Genomic DNA, 18,423 nt, shown 5'->3' with positions numbered 1-18,423 from the left:
CTACGTACGCACGCCCATATTGACGTATAGCTTTTCATAGACGCACATGAAAACGGCAGGCATTATGCCCGCCGTCATGGTGTCTAACGCTAAAAAATGTACCGCTTAACGAGCCAACCACGCCATCAGTGATTCAGCAGTAGCCGCGGAGGAAGGCGGATTTTGGCCGGTAATCAATTGGCCGTCTTCACGCACGTAAACCGTAAAGTCGTCAGCTTTGCTGTAAATACCGCCACACTGCTGCAACGCATCTTCCACCAAATGCGGGACGATATCCGTTAAGCCAACCGCATCCTCTTCGCCGTTAGTAAAGCCTGTGACTTGGCGCCCTTTTACCAGTGGTTCACCACTGCTGTTTTTTGCATTAATCAACACGATAGGCGCATGGCAAACCGATGCCACTGGCTTTCCCTGGGCAATAAAGTTTTCGATCAACTGGATAGAGTCTTTATCGTCAACCAAGTCCCACAGCGGGCCATGGCCACCAGGGTAGAACACAGCATCGAAATCATCAGCACTCATATCGCTAAGGCGATGCGTTGCCGTTAGCGCCGCGTTCGCTTCATCATCTTGCTTAAAGCGGCGCGTTTCGTCGGTTTGGCTATCGTCTGCGTCACTTTTCGGGTCAAGTGGCGGCTGCCCTCCGTTTGGCGAGGCTAGCGTTACTTCTGCACCTGCATCTTTAAAGACATAGTACGGCGCTGCTAACTCTTCTAGCCAAAAGCCGGTTTTTTCGCCGGTATCCCCTAGCTGATCATGTGATGTCAGCACAACCAAAATACGCTTGCTCATCTCAATACTCCTAATCGTGAAGCGTGCGATAGCGTCTTGCGTTACCTACTCTACCTTGGGGCGTGCTTTCTTGCTTGCAAGGCGCGCAGCGAACGATAACGACCAATGGTCACCAACAGCCATTACAAAAACCATTACCACGCACCATTACGTCCCGTTACTGCTACAGTAGGCTTTTTAGTGGCATCCATAGCCCCATGGCGATCATGACAAGGTTTTCCGTCAACGAAATAAAGCCCAACGGCACATTACTATTCCCCCCCGCACAAGCACATTTCAGTTCTCGCTTATCGACATAAACCGCTTTAATGACTGACACAGCCCCCACCGTACCAATGAACAGTGCCAAGGGCGCCGCTAACCAAATCAAGGCACCCGCCAGCATCAAGACCCCCGCCAGGGTTTCCGCATAGGGGTAAATATACCCATAGGGCACATAGCGCTTAGCCAACAAATCGTAATTCAGAAACATGGTGCTGAAGCTTTCCACGTCTTGAAGCTTCTGCAACCCAAGCAGCACCATGGCGGTAGCCACTGCATATTCAGGTAATTGCGTAGTCAATAGCGCCCCATGGGCCAGCCAACTAATCGCCAAACCGATCAGTAATGCCGTGATAAAAATGGCGATCACTGGCCGATAAGACGTTTCCTGGGCACTCGGTACGCTTAAGCCCAAATACTCGCGCACCTCTTCATAGCCACCGATGCGCTTATCATCAATATAGGTTTGCGGCGTCGTATCGACCTGCTCTTTCGCTTTAAATGCATCGGTTTCGTCGCGGGATGTTAACGGGTGGTCATGTACCTCGTAGCCCTTGCGTTGCAGCAATGAAACGGTTTTCAAACCAAAAGGGCACTGGTGCGCATCCGTTTTCATGCGATAAACATGTGCCGTTGCCATACTTCCTCCCTGTTGTGGAACACAACGCAGCCGATCATTCGCTGCCTAGGTATAAGGGTAGACACCTTAGCCAGTCTTGCCGAACAGCCTTTGGCGCTTACTCGCTACCTTCGATAAAATAGCTCAGTGAACTTCTTTTTTAGGCTAGCGAGCACGCCGTGAGCATTGAAGCGCGAGAGTTTTACCGCCAAGGGCCAATGCACCGCCCAGAGCGTGCTAGCAGCTTTGCGCTGATCCGTCGCCAGTTCGATTTTCGCTCAATTGAAATAGGCCGCTGGGTGACCACCGCCGAGCGCGACCGCGCCGCCGAGCTTTTCCACGATGCGCTGTGCGACTTAATGCTGATACTGCACGGCAATGAAGCGCTGATTTCACTGCGTGGCTCGTTAGCCCTACAGTACGGCAGCGGTGGTAGGCCCGGCGTTTCTGCTCATTATGACCCCAGCCAGCGCAGCTTTTCGCTCGCTAAGAATGCGGGGCCTGGCAGCATTGCCCACGAATGGTTTCACGCCTTTGATCACTACATTGCCCAGAAGTGTTTTAACAACATGCCCGCTAGCGCCTTCGCCTCGGCGGCATGGCTAGCGGATGCAGCCCCGATTAATCACCCGCTCAACCAGCGCCTACTCGCCTGCTTCCACGCGATTCTTCTTCACCCCGACGGCCAGCAGCCTAGCGCGCTTTTCAACCACTCGGCCGCCATGGATAAAGCTCACGGTCAGCTCTATTACAGCAAACCAGAAGAGCTATGCGCCCGAGCCTTTGAAGCCTTCGTGCAAGATTCCACCATCAAAAACCACTTCCTGGTGAAAGGCACCAAAACCTCCCCCGAGGCAGAACGCGGCCTTTATCCACAAGGCGAGCAGCGCGAACGCATCAATGCGCTGTTCAGGGTGTATTTTGGCAGTTTGGGGAAAGCACTCAATAAAGAGAGCTCTTCATAAAACGCGGGATGTGCGAAACACGCCAATGACGACTACGCTTCAATGACATTCATATCTCAAAGGAAGAGAAAAATGCCATCTACCACTACCATTGTCGTTATCGTTGTTGTGATCGTCGCCGTCGCAGGGATAGGTTTCAGCGGCATATTTCCCTTTTAAAGGAAACTGACACCAGACTCGCCGTGGCCACCTCATCGCCGAGTGCGGAGTGATTGAGAGGCTGCGGTGGGTGAATTGCTAAAGCATGTAACGGGCAGGCACGAAACTTAGATGGCGCTGGTATAATGCCCCATTAAGAGGAAAAATAGTTATTTAATATTAGCGACGCTGGAGAAAAATCAGCTATTTGTGCACTACTTGAGTAGCTTGTCAAAACCGCTCGGTGCCTGGCAAAAGCTTACGCGCAGGAAGACAGACCGCTCGACGCTTTTCTCGCTGACGTTGGGCGTGCCGGGCACAGTAACCGTTCTGGGCCATTTGGTTACGGCGTATTTCACGAGATATGGTCGAAGGAGCTCGCCCCAGGAGCTGGGCAATATGCCGAAGGCTAATCCCTTGGGCTTGACTCACTTGGGTGCTGGCACGTTCTTCAATGCTGAGTTCGGGGTAAGACATGGGACAACACCTTAGCGAAATGCTCAGGTGTTGCACTCAGTTTCTGCGGCCAAGATCTTTATAAACAACCCTAGCCCCATCATTCTTGTTTACATGAACAGCTTGCAAACCAAAATCAGTTTTATCTATTTCAACTTGCACTAGGTCCGCGTAAACATCAAATTAATTCCAAACTAGTTCAGTTAAGGCACTTAAGGACTGGCGCCCGAGAGACTTTATCCAAATGGTCCTTTTCAACTCCTACTTTATTTAAATCTTCCATTGAACACCTAAGCTTTACAAAAATACAAAAAACAGCAATCTGCAGAAAACTTTACTAACAGCAGCACTTTGTTATGCGCTTATCTTATATTCCTCAAGTGATGCAGCATTTTCTATATCTGTTTTGTATGAACGAATCAAGAATAGAATCTCATCTGCTAATTCACGAAAACCTTCCGAGTCTACATCTAAGTATTCACCATGAGCTATATAGTTCCTCCTACTTAATAGACTCTCATCAATTAATTTATATCTAGCCTCATAATCTTGGGTATTTATTCCAATAGAATTGGCAATGTTAGCAAACACTTTTGAGCTAAGATTAAACTCGGTTCTAATAGCTGACTCAATTTTAAGATTTGCTTTTTCATCCAACTCATCACGCAAAAAATCCAATGTCGATATTGACAAATTAGAATTCTTTGAATCTATCAAGTCATTTATTTTACGTTTAATTCCAAAAACAACAAAACATGACTTAAGATCTCTATACCTTAAAGACTGACCATTTACATATTCTAAATATAATGTAGAAGAGCTTTTTATAAAGCCCTCCCAATGTCCATATAACAGAGGTATAGCAGCACGAACCGCTGTCTTTTTATTAAGGTTGTCAGAGCTTCGCACAACGATTTTGAGATTAGCAATCTCCTTTAATCGCCAAGAAAACTCATTATCTAAAGCGTTCTGCAATTTATTTATTGTTCTAATTTTACTCATGGTTTGAAAAACCCCTTAGCCATAGGGAGAAGTTTAGATAGACGTGTTGTGCCACGGATACCTGCACCCGAGTTTTTCTCAAAAACTTGATCAGACCAAAGTGCTTTAGCCCTTGCTACCAAAAATTCCTTTTGCTCTTCTTTATCTTTAGATTCAATTTCATCCAAGTTTTGGGAAACACCAGAAGCTATTGTTTCATAGAGAGACATCAAAAATTTCCCGCTAAAACTATTACCATCCCAACGCTTAAACGCAGCATCACCAAGTGAATCATTCAATAAACTAAATGTTTTCTTAAACAATACCTCTTCTTTAACCCAGTCGATATCAACATTTTGCGAAATCTCGATAAGAGCCTCATCAAGATATTCATGAACATCCAAACCGTTTTTATATGGATGATATTTAAAGGCAAAATACCTAAGAACCAACTCAACTCCTGACTGTTTTTCAAGAGCCTTATCTGTCTGATTCACCGTATTAGAAAAATCTTCATTCTCAGAAAGTTTCTTCAGCAACTTATAAAATTCAGGATTAATCATTACAGCAACACAATTCCTAACTTCTTGCTGAGATAATTGTGCTCCGCCAGTATTTAGCCTCTGAAACAGTTCATATTTAGCATTTTCATCACTCTCTTTAAGTAAAATTTCAACACGAATTCTAGCTCTCTTAATTTGCATCTGCATACTTTTATCAATAGATGCATCACCATCATTCCATACTTGCCAACGCTTATCAGCCAGGCTGGGCAGAAACTTAGTGCCTTCAAGAGTGCTTGGAGATACTTTTTTTCCTTCAGAGTCTTTTAACACTCCAGCAAATTCTAAAATCGTTGACAGGCGTTGAAGCCCGTCAATTAATTCCCAATTTCCATCTTTATCCTGGAATACAAAAATTGGAGGGATAGGAATACTTAGCAATATCGATTCAATAAATCGTGTTTTTCTAGTAATATCCCAACGGAACAGCCTTTGAAACTCTGGATTTATCTTTAGCTCGTCTTCTTTGTACAAATTCATTACTTCACCTAATGACATATCATAGCCATCAGATACAATTTCTTTCCTTGCTTTTTCAATTTCTTTTTCTAAACTCATAAAATAAAAACCCCATTCAGTTCTCAAGTATTTAAACTTACTTCATGAAAATTTGTTAGTGCGCATACGTGTTTTTCTAGCAACCAAAACCTCAACCATTTATCTGCAATTTATAGAAATAAATCTCAACCGAAAGATAATTGCAACCTGAAAAGTTCGCATGATGCGAACAAAACGCTGCCGTGAATATGCGACTCCGGCGGAACGCCGCACCGGATCGAAAGCCGCCTAAATACTCACCATTCTTAAGATGACAATAGCGAAGCACACCACACTTGTCACCTTGTATGGGCAAAAACAGGACTAACGTAGCGCAAACTGCATGTGGATAACTTAAATGGCAGGCACGAAAAAGCCCGCTGATTGCTCAGCGGGCTTTTTCTATATTCTGTGGCGGAGAGGGAGGGATTCGAACCCTCGAAGCCTTTCGACTTACACACTTTCCAGGCGTGCTCCTTCGACCACTCGGACACCTCTCCACTTTTTTGCTCGGTTGTTAAGGCGTTGCCTTTCCCAACAGAACGGCGCATATTCTATGGTCTAAGGCCCAAAATAGCAAGCCTTTTAAAGATTTAAGCAACAGGCAGCACGGCGTAGCGCCCGCTGGCTTCCAGGCAGAGCGTGTCGCCACAGTAGAGCTGCTGGGTGAGTGCAATGCTGCCCTTCCCCCGCGCGTTAAGCTTTTCCGCTAGCTGCTCAGGGCCTTGGGAGTCGCTGGGAGTGCAAATGATGCGGTAGTCGCTAGTAACTGGCGCAAGAAAGCGCTGGCTGGCTTCTGCCACTACCACATCTTGCGCCCGCCCTTGGGCACGCAGCCATAGCGTTACCCAACACCAGCCCTGCAGCGTGGTTTGCGCTGTTAGCGCGCCGCCAAAACCTGTGCCTTTATCGTTTAGGTTCGGGTTAAGCGCCAGTTGCCACGTCAATGAACCGCCTTCTTGAGAGGTGCATTGGGACATACTCTGAATACCCAGTGCACCCACCATGGGAATCGCCTCCCCTAGCCACTGCTGAAAGGCGGCAAGGTCTTCATGAGCCTGAGGGAGTGGCAAACGGGGGTAAGGCATACCCGGTTGGCGTGGCTGGCTCATCACCTGCTCCTCGTTAATCCCAACGCTCTACAAAGTCAGCTTGATTATGCTGTGCTAGTGGCTTGTGGCGACCTGCTAGGCTGCCCAGGTAGATAAAGGCGACGACCTCGTCATCTTCTTCTAGCGATAGGCCTTTACGCACCACGGGATCAAAGGCGTACTTACCGCTGCGCCACATGGCACCCAACCCTAGCGCGTGGGACGCTAACAAAATACCGTGGGCGGCGCATCCGGCGGAAATCACCTGCTCCATTTTCGGCACACCAGGAACATCCGGGGTGACCTTGGCGATCACGGCAATGATCATCGGCGCACGCAGCGGCTTTTTACGTGCGGAATTTAGTGTGTCGTCGCTGGCACTGGGGTCTTCTTGAAACTCTGCTTCTGCGAACAACTCACCCAGGCGCTCGCGCCCTTCACCGATAAATTCGATAAACCGCCAGGGGCGCAGCTCTTTATGGTCTGGGGCGCGCAGCGCGGCTTGGTAAATAGCGCTGAGCTGTTCGGCACTGGGCGCAGGCTCAGTGAGTTTCCCCATAGAGCTACGTTCGTGAAGCAGCGTGAGTGCGTCCATTATGACTCCCCTTTTATTGATCGTGGAGCGCTAGGTTAGCGCCGTTGTTACTGCCTTGCTAGGCGCAATGGGCTGGGCGGCGTTAATCCCGGCGTTGCTCGCCATGGGCTGATATCAAGCCCGCCGCGGCGAACATAGCGGGCTAACACCAGTAGCTCATCAGGCTTAGCCAGCTGCATCAAGTCAGTAAAAATATGTTCGACACAGTGCTCGTGAAAGTCCTGGTGCTGACGATAACCGATTAGGTAGCGTAGCAGCCCTTCACGGTCAATTTTAGGGCCTTTATAGCGAATTAATACGCTACCCCAATCGGGTTGGCCAGTCACAGGGCAGTTAGATTTAAGTAAATGGGAGTGCAGCGTCTCTTCAACGATCTTTTCACTGACTGCCAAATGCGCTGCACTGGGTGTGTAATCTCTGATGTCGATATCCAGGTCATCCAGGCATTCGCCCGGCAGACGCTGGGGGGTAAGGTCGCTGTCGTCTACCCCTAATAGCTCTACGCTCACAGAGGCACCCGCCGCCGCGGTCAGATCGCGCACAAGCACACATTGCACCGCTTCTCGGCTTTCAAAGCACGTTTGATTTAGGCTATTGAGATAGAGCTTCCAGGATTTGGATTCGATCAGATTGGGGGAATCCGCAGGCAGGCGAAAACGGGCAACCGCCACGATGGGTTTACCACGACAATTCAACCAGGAAACTTCAAACGCGTGCCACTCATCTTCCCCCACAAACGGCAGCTTACTGTCTTCGATGCCCAATGGGGCACGGTTTGCAGCACGGGGAATAGGATACAACAGCCCAGCGTCATACTGTTCTGGGTAAGCGGAATCGCGCCCAAGGGGCGCGTGTTCTAAGGTATCAGGGCGGTGTGCCATTACTGGTTGCTCTCTTGATTAGTAGCGCCCTCTACTGGGCGTTATCACACGTTTAACTGCGAATCCCTTTGCCGCGGTCTAGCATGGTGAGTGCCACCATAAACAGCACAACGATAAAGGCAAAGATAGCGGTTAGCGCCCAGACGACCGGAATATCGGAAACGCCTAAAAAGCCGTAGCGGAAGACATTCACCATATACAGTATTGGGTTAAGCATGGAGACGCCCTGCCAAAAATCGGGCAGCATCGAAATCGAGTAAAACACGCCACCTAAATACGTCAGCGGAGTCAGAATAAACGTTGGCACGATGGAGATATCATCGAATTTATTAGCCAACAGCGCGTTAATAAAACCACCAATGGAAAACAGCGCCGAGGTCAGCACCACCACCAGCACCGTGAGCAGTGGATGCTCGACAGTTAAACGGGTAAAGAACAGCGATACCAGCGTAACAATTAACCCAACCCCTAGGCCGCGGGCCATACCACCCAAGATAAAGCCGGATAAGACCACCCAATTGGGCATCGGCGAGACCATCATTTCTTCAATAGAGCGCTGAAACTTATTGGAAAAAAAGCTAGAGGCCACGTTGGAGTAGCTATTGGTGATCACCGACATCATGATCAACCCTGGAACAATGAAGTCCATGTAGCTGAAGCCATCCATATCACCAATACGCGAACCAATTAAGTTACCAAAGATGATGAAGTACATCGCCATGGTAATTGACGGCGGCAGCAAGGTTTGGGGCCAAATCCGCGTAAAGCGCTTGATCTCTTTAAGCACTAAAGTCCACAGCGCGATAAGGGTTTGCGTTGCATTCATACCCGCGCCTCCTGCTGCTCACGCTGATCAATCGCTTGCTGGCTGCTTTCCACCATGGAAACAAACATCTCCTCTAAGCGGTTGGCGCGGTTGCGCATGGAAACTACGGTTACCCCCTGTTCGCTTAAGGCACTGAACACATCATTGAGCCGCTGCCCACGATGAATTACCAGCGCTAGCTGGGAAGGCTCGATCTGCTGAACTTCAAACCCTTCAATAACGGGTGCTTGCTCTACCGGCGCAGACAGGTCGAGCAGGAAGGTTTCAGTGTTCAGCTCTGTCAGCAGTTCACGCACGCTGGTGTTACGCACAATTTCGCCTTGATTGATAATGGCGATATTGCGGCACAGGCTCTCGGCTTCTTCGAGGTAGTGTGTCGTGAGAATAATGGTGGTGCCTTCATCGCGGTTAATACGCCGCATGTATTCCCACATGCTGCGGCGCAGCTCGATGTCTACGCCTGCCGTTGGCTCATCAAGAATCAGTAGTTTTGGGCGGTGCATCAGCGCACGGGCAATCATCAAACGACGCTTCATACCGCCAGAAAGCATACGCGCACTACCATTGCGCTTGTCCCACAACCCAAGATCACTGAGCAGTTGTTTGGCACGGGGCAGCGCCTCTTTACGGGTCATTCCGTAGTAACCCGCCTGGGCCAGAATGATATCAATGACCTTTTCAAACTGATTGAAATTGAATTCCTGGGGCACCACGCCAAGCTGGTACTTGGCTTTTGCGAAATCTTTATCGATGTCGATACCAAAAATCGACACCTTACCGGCTGATTTCTGCACCAGCGAGCAGACCACGCCGAGGGTGGTCGACTTACCCGCGCCGTTAGGCCCTAACAAAGCAAAAAAATCGCCCTGCTGGACGTCTAAATCAATACCTTTTAACGCCTGAAAGCCGTTGCCATACACTTTTGTAAGGCCACGGATAGACAATGCCGGTTCGGCCATGAATATGTCCTGTCAGCAAATGGGGAGCACAAGAAAAACGAGCTAGATAAAAAGATATCGGGGCATCCGTATATTTTTTCAAGTCACCCAAAAGACAGCCACGCAAAAATATCGCCAATTGATGTGCGATACAGTGTTCAAAAAAACAAAGGAAAACAAGCAAAAAGGAGGGATGAAAGAAAGTGTTTGCTTGGAGCGGGAAAAGAGATTCGAACTCTCGACCCTCGCCTTGGCAAGGCGATGCTCTACCACTGAGCTATTCCCGCGTAAAACAAACAATGCTACAAAAATGCGAGATGGCGTCCCATAGGGGGTTCGAACCCCTGTTACCGCCGTGAAAGGGCGGTGTCCTAGACCACTAGACGAATGGGACGTTTTGGAGCGGGAAAAGAGATTCGAACTCTCGACCCTCGCCTTGGCAAGGCGATGCTCTACCACTGAGCTATTCCCGCTTAATCTGTATTACTCGCAAATCGGATTGGCGTCCCATAGGGGGTTCGAACCCCTGTTACCGCCGTGAAAGGGCGGTGTCCTAGACCACTAGACGAATGGGACGTTTTGGAGCGGGAAAAGAGATTCGAACTCTCGACCCTCGCCTTGGCAAGGCGATGCTCTACCACTGAGCTATTCCCGCAATTCCGATACCTTGACGAACTCTTACTCTATAACCTCTTACTCTATAAAGAGTAAGTGGCGTCCCATAGGGGGTTCGAACCCCTGTTACCGCCGTGAAAGGGCGGTGTCCTAGACCACTAGACGAATGGGACGTTTCATTGCCTCGTCGAGGTGGCGCGTATATTACTCAGCCCTTAATGTGCTGTCAAGCACTCTGAAATCGAAACGTTTTAACCTGCCACGAGTAGCGCCTGCTTTGTGCTCAAAGTAAGTAATTTGGCGACCTTAGCACATCATCCTAGAAACGTCGTATAAGCGGGCTTCTTATAAAAGCCCGACCTGCCCTTCTCGCATCTATCAACACAAAAGAGCTATCAATCCAAAAGGCTATTAAAAAGTAGAAAGTTATCTAAAAATCTTTCATGTACAATAAAATCGATTTTTTGGCACACTGTGTATTTGTGCCTCAGCCATCACAGTGGTTCGTTAGTTACCTTCGCCATTGGCTGATGACCCTAACCAATAACAAAGGAATTGAAGATGCTCCACACTCAGCGTAGTTACGGCGGCAGCTGTGTTGCCCCTCACCATCTTGCCGCAAGTGCAGGGCGTGATGTGTTGAAACAAGGTGGCAATGCAGTGGAGGCGATGGTCGCCGCAGCGGCTGCGATTGCCGTTGTGTATCCTCATATGAACGCGCTAGGTGGTGACGGTTTCTGGCTCATTCATGAACCCGGCAAAGCCCCTGTCGCCATTGATGCTTGCGGCCCCGCGGCTCAGCTGGCTAACAGTGATTTTTATGCAGGTGAGTCGAACATTCCTGAGCGTGGCCCAAAGGCCGCGCTGACCATGGCGGGCACTATTAGTGGCTGGCAGGAAGCGCTAAATGTGGCCGCTAACTGGGGAGAGTCGCTGCCACTTTCCGTTCTACTAAGCGATGCCATTCGCCATGCTGATGAAGGCATAGCCGTCACCCAGAGCCAGGAAACGTTGACCGCAAAACACTTAGAACGCCTGAGCCAAAGTCCTGGCTTTAAGGACACCTTGCTGATTGACGGTCAAGTACCTCGGGAAGGCCAGCGCCTTCGCCAACCACGTCTAGCCAACACACTGAAACGCTTGGCACATGCCGGACTGGATGATTTTTACCGAGGCGAACTTGCCACCAGCATGGCGCGCGACTTGGAAGCGCTTGGCAGTCCGCTTCGCTTGGACGATTTCCACGCCTACTACGCTCAACAGGTCACGCCTCTTCACGTGCGCCTGCAAGATGCCACGCTGTATAATTTACCAGCCCCCACCCAAGGCATGGCGTCGCTGATGATTCTGGGTATTTACGAACGTCTTAAGGCAGCCGAACCAAACGGCTATGATCACCTGCATGGCCTTATTGAAGCGACCAAGCGGGCCTTTATGCTGCGTGACCGCTATGTGACAGACCCCCACCGCGTGCCTGTTCCCCTGCAACAGCTGTTGAGTGAGGAGCGCATTAGCGCTGAAGCCGCTGAAATTGATGCTGCACAGGCGCTCCCATGGCCCCATGAGCCCGCACCTGGCGATACCATCTGGATGGGCAGCGTTGATAGCGAAGGCCGCTCGGTGAGTTTTATTCAGAGTATCTACTGGGAATTCGGCAGTGGCGTAGTGCTGCCGGAAAGCGGTGTGCTTTGGCAAAACCGCGGCATTAGCTTTTCACTTAACCAAGGTGATTTACGTGGCCTTGCGCCTGGTCGAAAGCCTTTCCATACACTTAATCCGGCACTCGCTACCTTTAACGATGGCCGCACCATGGTTTACGGCACAATGGGAGGCGAAGGCCAACCACAAACTCAGGCGGCGGTTTTTTCCCGTTATGCCCTACACGGCATGCCGCTTCAGCAATCGGTGACAGCACCTCGCTGGCTATTGGGCCGCACCTGGGGAGAATCCAGCACTAACTTGAAGCTCGAAGATCGCTTCAGTGACCGCTTGATCGCCGAACTTGCTACGGCTGGGCACGATATTGAAGTACTTCCCGAGGCGTTTAGCGACACCATGGGTCATGCGGGCGGCATCGTGCGGCATCCTGATGGCTTAATTGAAAGCGCCCACGATCCGCGCAGCAACGGAGGTGCGGCTAGCGTGTAAACGTCATACTGGCGGTTTTTTTACCTTTCACACATGCTGAACCTGGGCAGGCTATCTACTGTCACTCTGCGTAGTGATACGCTAGCCTGCTTAGTAAGCCTCTGTTTAACGGTAACCAGAGGGAGAGGAGACCCCCATGGCGAAAATAGAAAAATCCCCTGACGAATGGCGCAAGCAACTCACCCCGGAGCAGTACCGTGTGGCGCGTGAAAAAGGCACTGAACGCCCCTTCACCGGAGATTATCAGGTCAGTGATGCCCAAGGTATTTACCACTGCGTGTGCTGCCATGCGCCGCTGTTTGAAAACGAACATAAGTTTGATGCGGGTTGCGGCTGGCCAAGCTTTGATCGCCCACTGGGAACACGCTGCATTGAAGAGCATAGCGACACCTCCCACGGCATGCGGCGCACTGAAGTTGTTTGCTCCCACTGCGATGCCCATCTGGGTCACGTATTTCCTGACGGTCCGCCAGACACGACGGGGTTACGCTACTGCATCAATTCGGTGTCACTAGAGTTTCATCCTGACGAGTAATCGTCACTAAATCCTCGTTCAACGTCAGAAAGGCGGGCGCCATCTGTTAGAATGGCAGCCCGCTTTTTTGTGCCCATTTTTCGTACTTGTATTTGCTTTGCGCTAATTAGGAGAAACTCATGCTCGGCTGGTTCCCCGGACATATGAACAAGGCCCGCCGCCAGATTAAGGACGCGCTGCCCGAAATTGATGTCGTGATTGAAGTACTTGATGCGCGTCTGCCCTACTCCAGCGCCAACCCGATGCTGGCCGAGCTGACTCGCCATAAGCCTGTATTGAAAATTTTGTCACGGGCAGATCTTGCCGACCCTGAGCGTACTGCAGAATGGGTATCTTTTTTCGATGCTCAAGAAGATACCCGCGCCCTGGCAATTACCACTACCAATATTCGTGAGCTTAAAAAAATCCCTAAACTATGCCACGAACTAGCAGGCGCGGTGCGTGCTGATAGAGATGTCCGCGTGATGGTAATGGGAATTCCCAACGTCGGAAAATCGACGCTGATCAACGGGCTAGCGGGTCGGAAAATTGCTAAAACTGGCAATGAGCCCGCTGTCACCAAGCGCCAACAAAAGGTCCGAATTGACGGCCGCGTCGCGTTAATCGACACCCCCGGGGTGTTATGGCCAAAAATCGAAGATCAGGCTAGTGCCTATCGTTTGGCTGCTAGCGGCGCAATTCGTGATACTGCGATTGAGTATACCGATGTAGCCATCGTCACCAGTGCCGAGCTTGCCAAGCGCTATCCTGAAGAGTTGACCGCCCGTTATAAGTTAAAGGCGCTGCCGACGTATGAAGCGCCCGTAGCGCAAGAGGTGGATGCTGATGGCCCGCAAAAGCCAGATTTCTTAGCCATCGCCGGTTTTGACGGCCACGCCATTTTGAAAGAAATTGCGAGTAAGCGCGGCGGCTTACGTCCAGGTGGCGAGGTCGACATACACCGCGGTGCCGAAGTACTGCTTCACGAGCTACGCGATGGCAAACTTGGTAGGCTTACCTTAGAAACCCCAGGTGATATTCCACCGCCGCCGATACAAAACGACGAAGACAGCCACCTACAATCCGACGCATAATGGGCTGATCATCAGCAGCACCCTCGGCCACAGGACATTTTGGATAATAAACCCCATGGACACCCCGCAGCCTACAGAATCACACACGCTGAAAAAATCGCACAAACTGCATAACGTCTGTTACGACATTCGCGGCCCAGTGCTCGACCACGCCAAGCGCCTGGAAGAAGAAGGCCAGCGAGTTTTAAAACTTAACATTGGCAACCCGGCGCCGTTTGGCTTTGAGGCACCGGAAGAGATTCTTCAAGACGTGATGCGCAACCTGCCCACTGCTCAGGGCTACTGTGATTCCAAAGGCCTTTACTCGGCGCGTAAGGCAATTATGCAAGAGTGTCAACGTAAACAGATCCCTGGGGTTGGCATTGAAGATATTTATATCGGTAACGGCGTTTCCGAACTGATCGTGATGGCCATGCAGGCGCTGTTAAACGATGGTGATGAAGTACTGATCCCTGCCCCCGACTACCCACTATGGACCGCCGCAGCGAATTTGTCTGGCGGCCACGGTGTGCATTACCTATGCGATGAACAAGCCGATTGGGCACCGGACATGGCAGATATACGCGCCAAAGTTACCAGCCGTACCCGAGCCATTGTTATTATCAACCCAAATAACCCTACCGGCGCGGTCTACCCCCCTGAAGTAGTACGGGAAGTGCTGGATATTGCCCAAGAGCACAACTTGGTGGTGTTCTCCGATGAGATCTACGACAAGATACTTTACGACGGCGTAGAGCACACTGCCACGGGCGCATTAGCCGATGATGATCAACTGGTCATTACCATGAATGGACTATCGAAAAGCTATCGCTGCGCGGGCTTTCGTTCAGGCTGGATGACCATTTCCGGCACGCTGGCCAAACAGCGCGCCAGTGATTTCATTCAGGGCCTGACCATGCTGGCCTCGATGCGCCTGTGCGCTAACGTCCCAGCTCAGCACGCTATCCAGACTGCACTGGGTGGCTACCAGTCAATCAATGATTTGATTCTGCCGGGCGGCCGACTATTGGCTCAGCGAGATATTACGATAGAGAAGCTTAACGCCATTCCAGGAGTCTCTTGCGTGACGCCTAAAGGCGCGCTGTATGCCTTTCCCCGCTTAGATCCCAAGGTGTTTAACATTAAGGATGACCAACAGCTGGTGCTGGATTTATTGCTCCAGGAAAAAATCCTGCTGGTGCAAGGCACTGCGTTCAACTGGCCAGAACCGGATCACGTGCGCATTGTTACTCTGCCCTGGGCCGATCAGCTGGGGGATGCGCTTGATCGCTTTGCTAATTTCCTGTCCCGTTATCGTCAATAAAGACAGTCATCAATAAAAACGGCGACTTGAAACTGACGTTAACAGCACGTATCTAAACTGTCATTCCACTAACGCTTTTTTAATGACCCTTGATGGAGAACCTGCACCATGATGCGAATTGTGCTGTTTTTAGCCACTAACTTAGCGGTGTTGCTGGTTGCCAGCTTAACGCTGCGACTGTTTGGGGTGGAAAGTTACCTAAGCAGTCAGGGCATCAACTTTACCAGCCTGCTGATTTTCTGCTTTATCTTCGGCATGGTCGGCTCGCTGATATCGCTGTTTATTTCCAAGTGGATGGCAAAGCGTTCGACTGGCACCGTGATTATCGAAACACCCTCTAATTCAACAGAGCAGTGGCTGTTGGATACGGTGGCCGAACTTTCCCGCGAAGCGGGTATTAAAACGCCAGAAGTGGGCATTTTTCCTGCTCAGCAATCCAACGCGTTTGCCACCGGCTGGAATAAAAACGATGCATTAGTCGCCGTTTCAGCGGGCCTATTAAACCGCATGCGCCCTGAAGAAGTGCGCGCGGTGCTGGCCCACGAAATCGGCCACGTGGCCAACGGCGACATGGTCACGCTGGCGCTGATTCAAGGCGTCGTGAATACCTTTGTTATGTTCTTTGCTCGGGTCGTGGCTCAGTTAGTCGACAACTTCTTAAGAAGTCGTAGCGACGGCGAAGGTGGCCTTGGTTTTATTGGCTATTTTGCCGTGGTGATCGTGGCAGAAATCGTCTTTGGTCTTGTCGCCTCTGCAATCGTTGCCTGGTTCTCTCGCTATCGTGAATACCGTGCTGATGAGGCAGGCGCACGCTTAGCGGGTACCGGCGCGATGGTAAATGCGCTGGCACGTCTGAAAGCGGAAACTGAAATGCCTGACCAGATGCCTGATACTCTGCGCGCGATGGCTATTACTAAAGGCCAAACCCGCTCTCTGTTAGAGCAGCTATTTGCAAGCCACCCACCGCTGGACGATCGCATTCGCGCTTTGAAAGAAGCGGCTTACCGTCAGTAACGCATAGTTGCTAATCACATAGTTGCTAGTCACATAGTTGCTAGTCGCATAACACACAAGGCCCGCAGATGCGGGCCTTGTGCTTTCTATATCACCTCACTACCAACACACCGTCACTACGCAACTAAACACACTGCACTTGAAAACCAGCCGCTAGCAATGGCGCTTCCAACATCGTTGCGTCGCTCTCTAATAAGATGCGAAGCGTGGCAAACTCTCGACGCAGTGGGTAGTTGGATCGACAGTAATCAAAGCCCTTTTTGATTCCCTGGTGAAACACGTGCCGCTGCAACGCATCGTGGTCACGGCGCACATCGTAAACCGCGCGCGTGCATAGCCGGAGTGCTTCTTCTATCGGCATCGCTTGCTGCAGCGTTAATGCCGACAGCGCAGGTCGTGGGCAGAGTTCGCTAAACGTAACGCCACTTGGCCGCTCGATATGCTGAGCCAGCGCCTGCTGAATCATCCACGTACCACGCAACTTGCCATCAAGGCTATGCCCAGCAATATGTGGTGTCGCCAGCGCTACCAAATCACGCAACCCGGCATCAATCGCCGGCTCATCTTCCCAAACATCGAGAATAGCCGTGATATCGCCTTTACCCGCTAAGCGGCTGCGTAGCGCCAAGCCGTCAATGCAATCACCCCGCCCCGCGTTTAGCAGCACAGTCCCAGGGGCAAGATCATTAATACGCTCCGCATTAAGCAGCTGATACGTGGCATGGGGGCCCTCTTTCACCAGCGGGGTATGCAGGCACACTACGTCGCAGTGTTCGATTACACTATCCAGCGAGCAAAATAGGCTCGTCTCCCCTACTGCTGTGGGCTCTTTTCCAGGGTGTTCTTTTTCTGCACGAGGTGGGTCACACACCAAGGTTTCCACACCCAGCGCTTGCAAACGCTGCTGCAAACGACTGCCAACGTTGCCAGCACCCACAATACCCACCCTACGCGCTAGCAACGACCAACCTTCTCGCTCACTCATCAACAGTAGGCTACTAAGCACATAGTCCACGACAGCGTCGGCATTGCAGCCAGGAGCACTGGCAAAGCCAATGCCACGCTCGCTTAATAGTGCGCGATCAATATGATCAGTACCGATGGTGCAAGTACCTACAAAACGGACAGGGCTTTGTGCCAACAGCGCTTGATTGACCTGAGTAATCGAGCGCACGATCAGTGCATCTGCATCAGCCACATCGGCAGGACGAATCTCACGCCCTGGCAAGCGGTGCAGCGTGCCAAATGACTCAAAACAGAGGTCTGCAGCAGGGATGTTCGCGTCGATAACAAGTTTCATAGGCGTTTTCGTATCCGGGCTTTACAATACGCCCGCAACGGCTTGCTGTGCAGGCATGATCAAGAAGCAGTTAAGGAGATGGGTGTGATCGTACGCTGGGAAACCGACCATGACTATGTGTTGGTACACATTCACCAGGATATGTTTGGCGACTGGATTTTCAGCCGCGCCTGGGGGCAAATCGGCACCCAGTTTGGCGGGCTAAAGCATCAGTTGGCAGACACCCTGGAGCAAGCGCAAATGTGGATGGAAGATGAGGCCACCATCCAGACCTCGCGAGGGTTTCGCAAGGTACTGGAAGCAGCCGATCATACGCCCGAAGGACAGGAAGCCATGCGGCAGTTGTCGCTACTTGATGCACTTTAGGGGCATCAAATTCCATGTTAGCGACAATAATTCAACCCCTAAAGGCTGTTTTAAGACCAGTTTCAAGGGCTGTCTCAAGGGCTATCTCAACCCAAATAGCGCCGTCCATTGCGCTGATGCACGCCAATTGGCGGCGCATTTTCGGGCGGTGTGGTAAGTGTCGCAAGCGCAGCCTCATCTAACCAGCCGCGCGCTTGTAGCCAAGCGCTCAGCCTATCAAGATCAAAGCCTCGATCCAGCTCTTCTCCATTACCATCTATCAACACCGGAATGCGCACACCATAACGCTCCGCTAATGTATCGTCGTCGCTGATTTCAATGTGATGCAGCGATACCTCTTGGTTCGCCAACGTTACCACCAGCGCTTCTAACTGAGCGCACAAGTGGCAGCCTAACGTTGTATAAATCGACAGCTGAATCATATCC

18 protein-coding genes, 7 tRNA genes and 1 pseudogene are annotated in these 18,423 nt (G+C 50.9%); 7 read left to right on the top strand and 19 right to left on the bottom strand.

From position 1 onward, the window contains the following. Positions 1-105: 105 nt before the first annotated feature. A complete protein-coding gene (locus tag B6A39_RS05600; protein WP_083002298.1) occupies positions 106-792 on the bottom strand; it encodes a type 1 glutamine amidotransferase domain-containing protein in 687 nt (228 codons plus the stop codon). Between the two features lie 163 nt (positions 793-955). Then, positions 956-1,693, bottom strand: coding sequence for a MauE/DoxX family redox-associated membrane protein (locus tag B6A39_RS05595; protein WP_083002294.1), 738 nt, complete (start codon positions 1,691-1,693; stop codon positions 956-958). Positions 1,694-1,851: 158 nt separating this feature from the next. On the opposite strand from B6A39_RS05595, the gene B6A39_RS05590 reads away from it, so the two are divergent. Further along, on the top strand, positions 1,852-2,637 hold the full coding sequence (locus B6A39_RS05590) for a CLCA_X family protein (protein ID WP_083002290.1): 786 nt from the start codon (positions 1,852-1,854) through the stop codon (positions 2,635-2,637). 372 nt (positions 2,638-3,009) lie between these two features. On the opposite strand, the pseudogene B6A39_RS05585 reads toward B6A39_RS05590, so the two are convergent. From B6A39_RS05585 to B6A39_RS05510, 15 genes and pseudogenes are all read right to left on the bottom strand, one after another. Beyond that, positions 3,010-3,252, bottom strand: a pseudogene (locus B6A39_RS05585) (helix-turn-helix domain-containing protein); the annotation flags it as partial. A gap of 333 nt (positions 3,253-3,585) precedes the next feature. Then, entirely contained in the window at positions 3,586-4,233 is a 648-nt protein-coding gene (locus tag B6A39_RS05575; RefSeq protein WP_083002283.1) for an MAE_28990/MAE_18760 family HEPN-like nuclease, read from the bottom strand. Further along, positions 4,230-5,333 carry a DUF262 domain-containing protein gene (locus tag B6A39_RS05570; protein ID WP_083002280.1) on the bottom strand — a complete coding sequence of 368 codons (1,104 nt, stop codon included), beginning with the start codon at positions 5,331-5,333 and terminating at the stop codon, positions 4,230-4,232. Before B6A39_RS05570 ends, B6A39_RS05575 begins: the two co-directional genes overlap by 4 nt. A 391-nt stretch (positions 5,334-5,724) precedes the next feature. Further along, a tRNA-Ser gene (locus B6A39_RS05565) sits at positions 5,725-5,812 on the bottom strand. A gap of 93 nt (positions 5,813-5,905) precedes the next feature. Beyond that, on the bottom strand, positions 5,906-6,424 hold the full coding sequence (locus B6A39_RS05560) for a YiiD C-terminal domain-containing protein (RefSeq protein WP_083002277.1): 519 nt from the start codon (positions 6,422-6,424) through the stop codon (positions 5,906-5,908). A gap of 13 nt (positions 6,425-6,437) precedes the next feature. Further along, on the bottom strand, positions 6,438-6,998 hold the full coding sequence (locus B6A39_RS05555) for a nitroreductase family protein (protein ID WP_083002272.1): 561 nt from the start codon (positions 6,996-6,998) through the stop codon (positions 6,438-6,440). Positions 6,999-7,045: 47 nt separating this feature from the next. Next, positions 7,046-7,879 (bottom strand): NADPH-dependent 7-cyano-7-deazaguanine reductase QueF, encoded by an 834-nt coding sequence (queF, locus tag B6A39_RS05550; protein WP_083002268.1) that lies wholly within the window; start codon positions 7,877-7,879, stop codon positions 7,046-7,048. Positions 7,880-7,931: 52 nt separating this feature from the next. Continuing rightward, positions 7,932-8,705, bottom strand: coding sequence for an ABC transporter permease (locus B6A39_RS05545; protein ID WP_009722589.1), 774 nt, complete (start codon positions 8,703-8,705; stop codon positions 7,932-7,934). Continuing rightward, the gene (locus B6A39_RS05540; RefSeq protein ID WP_083002265.1) at positions 8,702-9,664 is read right to left on the bottom strand and encodes an ABC transporter ATP-binding protein; all 963 of its coding nucleotides are present in this window, start codon (positions 9,662-9,664) and stop codon (positions 8,702-8,704) included. Before B6A39_RS05540 ends, B6A39_RS05545 begins: the two co-directional genes overlap by 4 nt. A 191-nt stretch (positions 9,665-9,855) precedes the next feature. Then, positions 9,856-9,930: transfer RNA gene (locus B6A39_RS05535), tRNA-Gly, on the bottom strand. A 31-nt stretch (positions 9,931-9,961) separates the two neighbouring features. Continuing rightward, a tRNA-Glu gene (locus tag B6A39_RS05530) sits at positions 9,962-10,037 on the bottom strand. Positions 10,038-10,041: 4 nt separating this feature from the next. Continuing rightward, positions 10,042-10,116, bottom strand: a tRNA-Gly gene (locus B6A39_RS05525). A gap of 27 nt (positions 10,117-10,143) precedes the next feature. Next, a tRNA-Glu gene (locus B6A39_RS05520) sits at positions 10,144-10,219 on the bottom strand. A 4-nt stretch (positions 10,220-10,223) separates the two neighbouring features. Further along, positions 10,224-10,298: transfer RNA gene (locus B6A39_RS05515), tRNA-Gly, on the bottom strand. Positions 10,299-10,355: 57 nt separating this feature from the next. After that, positions 10,356-10,431, bottom strand: a tRNA-Glu gene (locus B6A39_RS05510). Between the two features lie 388 nt (positions 10,432-10,819). Here B6A39_RS05510 and B6A39_RS05505 point away from each other — a divergent pair. The 5 genes from B6A39_RS05505 (at position 10,820) to htpX (ending at position 16,331) form a co-directional block, all read left to right on the top strand. Then, positions 10,820-12,406 (top strand): gamma-glutamyltransferase family protein, encoded by a 1,587-nt coding sequence (locus B6A39_RS05505; protein ID WP_083002261.1) that lies wholly within the window; start codon positions 10,820-10,822, stop codon positions 12,404-12,406. Between the two features lie 136 nt (positions 12,407-12,542). After that, positions 12,543-12,941 carry a peptide-methionine (R)-S-oxide reductase MsrB gene (gene msrB, locus B6A39_RS05500; RefSeq protein ID WP_083002257.1) on the top strand — a complete coding sequence of 133 codons (399 nt, stop codon included), beginning with the start codon at positions 12,543-12,545 and terminating at the stop codon, positions 12,939-12,941. A 119-nt stretch (positions 12,942-13,060) separates the two neighbouring features. Next, the gene (gene ylqF / locus B6A39_RS05495) at positions 13,061-14,014 is read left to right on the top strand and encodes a ribosome biogenesis GTPase YlqF (protein ID WP_083002253.1); all 954 of its coding nucleotides are present in this window, start codon (positions 13,061-13,063) and stop codon (positions 14,012-14,014) included. Between the two features lie 55 nt (positions 14,015-14,069). Next, positions 14,070-15,317, top strand: a complete 1,248-nt coding sequence (locus B6A39_RS05490) for a pyridoxal phosphate-dependent aminotransferase (protein ID WP_083002250.1) — start codon at positions 14,070-14,072, stop codon at positions 15,315-15,317. Between the two features lie 108 nt (positions 15,318-15,425). After that, positions 15,426-16,331 (top strand): protease HtpX, encoded by a 906-nt coding sequence (gene htpX / locus B6A39_RS05485; RefSeq protein WP_038482579.1) that lies wholly within the window; start codon positions 15,426-15,428, stop codon positions 16,329-16,331. A 124-nt stretch (positions 16,332-16,455) separates the two neighbouring features. Here the strand turns inward: htpX and pdxB are convergent, their stop codons facing one another. Beyond that, positions 16,456-17,631 carry a 4-phosphoerythronate dehydrogenase PdxB gene (gene pdxB, locus B6A39_RS05480; RefSeq protein WP_083002246.1) on the bottom strand — a complete coding sequence of 392 codons (1,176 nt, stop codon included), beginning with the start codon at positions 17,629-17,631 and terminating at the stop codon, positions 16,456-16,458. An 84-nt stretch (positions 17,632-17,715) separates the two neighbouring features. On the opposite strand from pdxB, the gene B6A39_RS05475 reads away from it, so the two are divergent. Beyond that, a complete protein-coding gene (locus tag B6A39_RS05475; protein WP_030070186.1) occupies positions 17,716-17,997 on the top strand; it encodes a WGR domain-containing protein in 282 nt (93 codons plus the stop codon). Positions 17,998-18,083: 86 nt separating this feature from the next. Here B6A39_RS05475 and B6A39_RS05470 read toward each other — a convergent pair whose 3' ends face one another. Further along, positions 18,084-18,419, bottom strand: coding sequence for a glutaredoxin family protein (locus B6A39_RS05470; RefSeq protein WP_083002243.1), 336 nt, complete (start codon positions 18,417-18,419; stop codon positions 18,084-18,086). Positions 18,420-18,423 lie beyond the last annotated feature (4 nt).

Origin of the sequence: Halomonas sp. GT, assembly GCF_002082565.1 — a bacterium.
GTDB lineage: Bacteria > Pseudomonadota > Gammaproteobacteria > Pseudomonadales > Halomonadaceae > Vreelandella.
Note: the sequence above shows the minus strand (reverse complement) of the source record. Positions and strands in the feature narration are given on the sequence as shown.

Coding starts and splice junctions, on each gene's coding strand:
- B6A39_RS05600 (WP_083002298.1), bottom strand. CDS start 792: ATGAGCAAGCGTATTTTGGTTGTGCTGACATCACATGATCAGCTAGGG.
- B6A39_RS05595 (WP_083002294.1), bottom strand. CDS start 1,693: ATGGCAACGGCACATGTTTATCGCATGAAAACGGATGCGCACCAGTGC.
- B6A39_RS05575 (WP_083002283.1), bottom strand. CDS start 4,233: ATGAGTAAAATTAGAACAATAAATAAATTGCAGAACGCTTTAGATAAT.
- B6A39_RS05570 (WP_083002280.1), bottom strand. CDS start 5,333: ATGAGTTTAGAAAAAGAAATTGAAAAAGCAAGGAAAGAAATTGTATCT.
- B6A39_RS05560 (WP_083002277.1), bottom strand. CDS start 6,424: ATGAGCCAGCCACGCCAACCGGGTATGCCTTACCCCCGTTTGCCACTC.
- B6A39_RS05555 (WP_083002272.1), bottom strand. CDS start 6,998: ATGGACGCACTCACGCTGCTTCACGAACGTAGCTCTATGGGGAAACTC.
- queF (WP_083002268.1), bottom strand. CDS start 7,879: ATGGCACACCGCCCTGATACCTTAGAACACGCGCCCCTTGGGCGCGAT.
- B6A39_RS05545 (WP_009722589.1), bottom strand. CDS start 8,705: ATGAATGCAACGCAAACCCTTATCGCGCTGTGGACTTTAGTGCTTAAA.
- B6A39_RS05540 (WP_083002265.1), bottom strand. CDS start 9,664: ATGGCCGAACCGGCATTGTCTATCCGTGGCCTTACAAAAGTGTATGGC.
- B6A39_RS05505 (WP_083002261.1), top strand. CDS start 10,820: ATGCTCCACACTCAGCGTAGTTACGGCGGCAGCTGTGTTGCCCCTCAC.
- msrB (WP_083002257.1), top strand. CDS start 12,543: ATGGCGAAAATAGAAAAATCCCCTGACGAATGGCGCAAGCAACTCACC.
- ylqF (WP_083002253.1), top strand. CDS start 13,061: ATGCTCGGCTGGTTCCCCGGACATATGAACAAGGCCCGCCGCCAGATT.
- B6A39_RS05490 (WP_083002250.1), top strand. CDS start 14,070: ATGGACACCCCGCAGCCTACAGAATCACACACGCTGAAAAAATCGCAC.
- htpX (WP_038482579.1), top strand. CDS start 15,426: ATGATGCGAATTGTGCTGTTTTTAGCCACTAACTTAGCGGTGTTGCTG.
- pdxB (WP_083002246.1), bottom strand. CDS start 17,631: ATGAAACTTGTTATCGACGCGAACATCCCTGCTGCAGACCTCTGTTTT.
- B6A39_RS05470 (WP_083002243.1), bottom strand. CDS start 18,419: ATGATTCAGCTGTCGATTTATACAACGTTAGGCTGCCACTTGTGCGCT.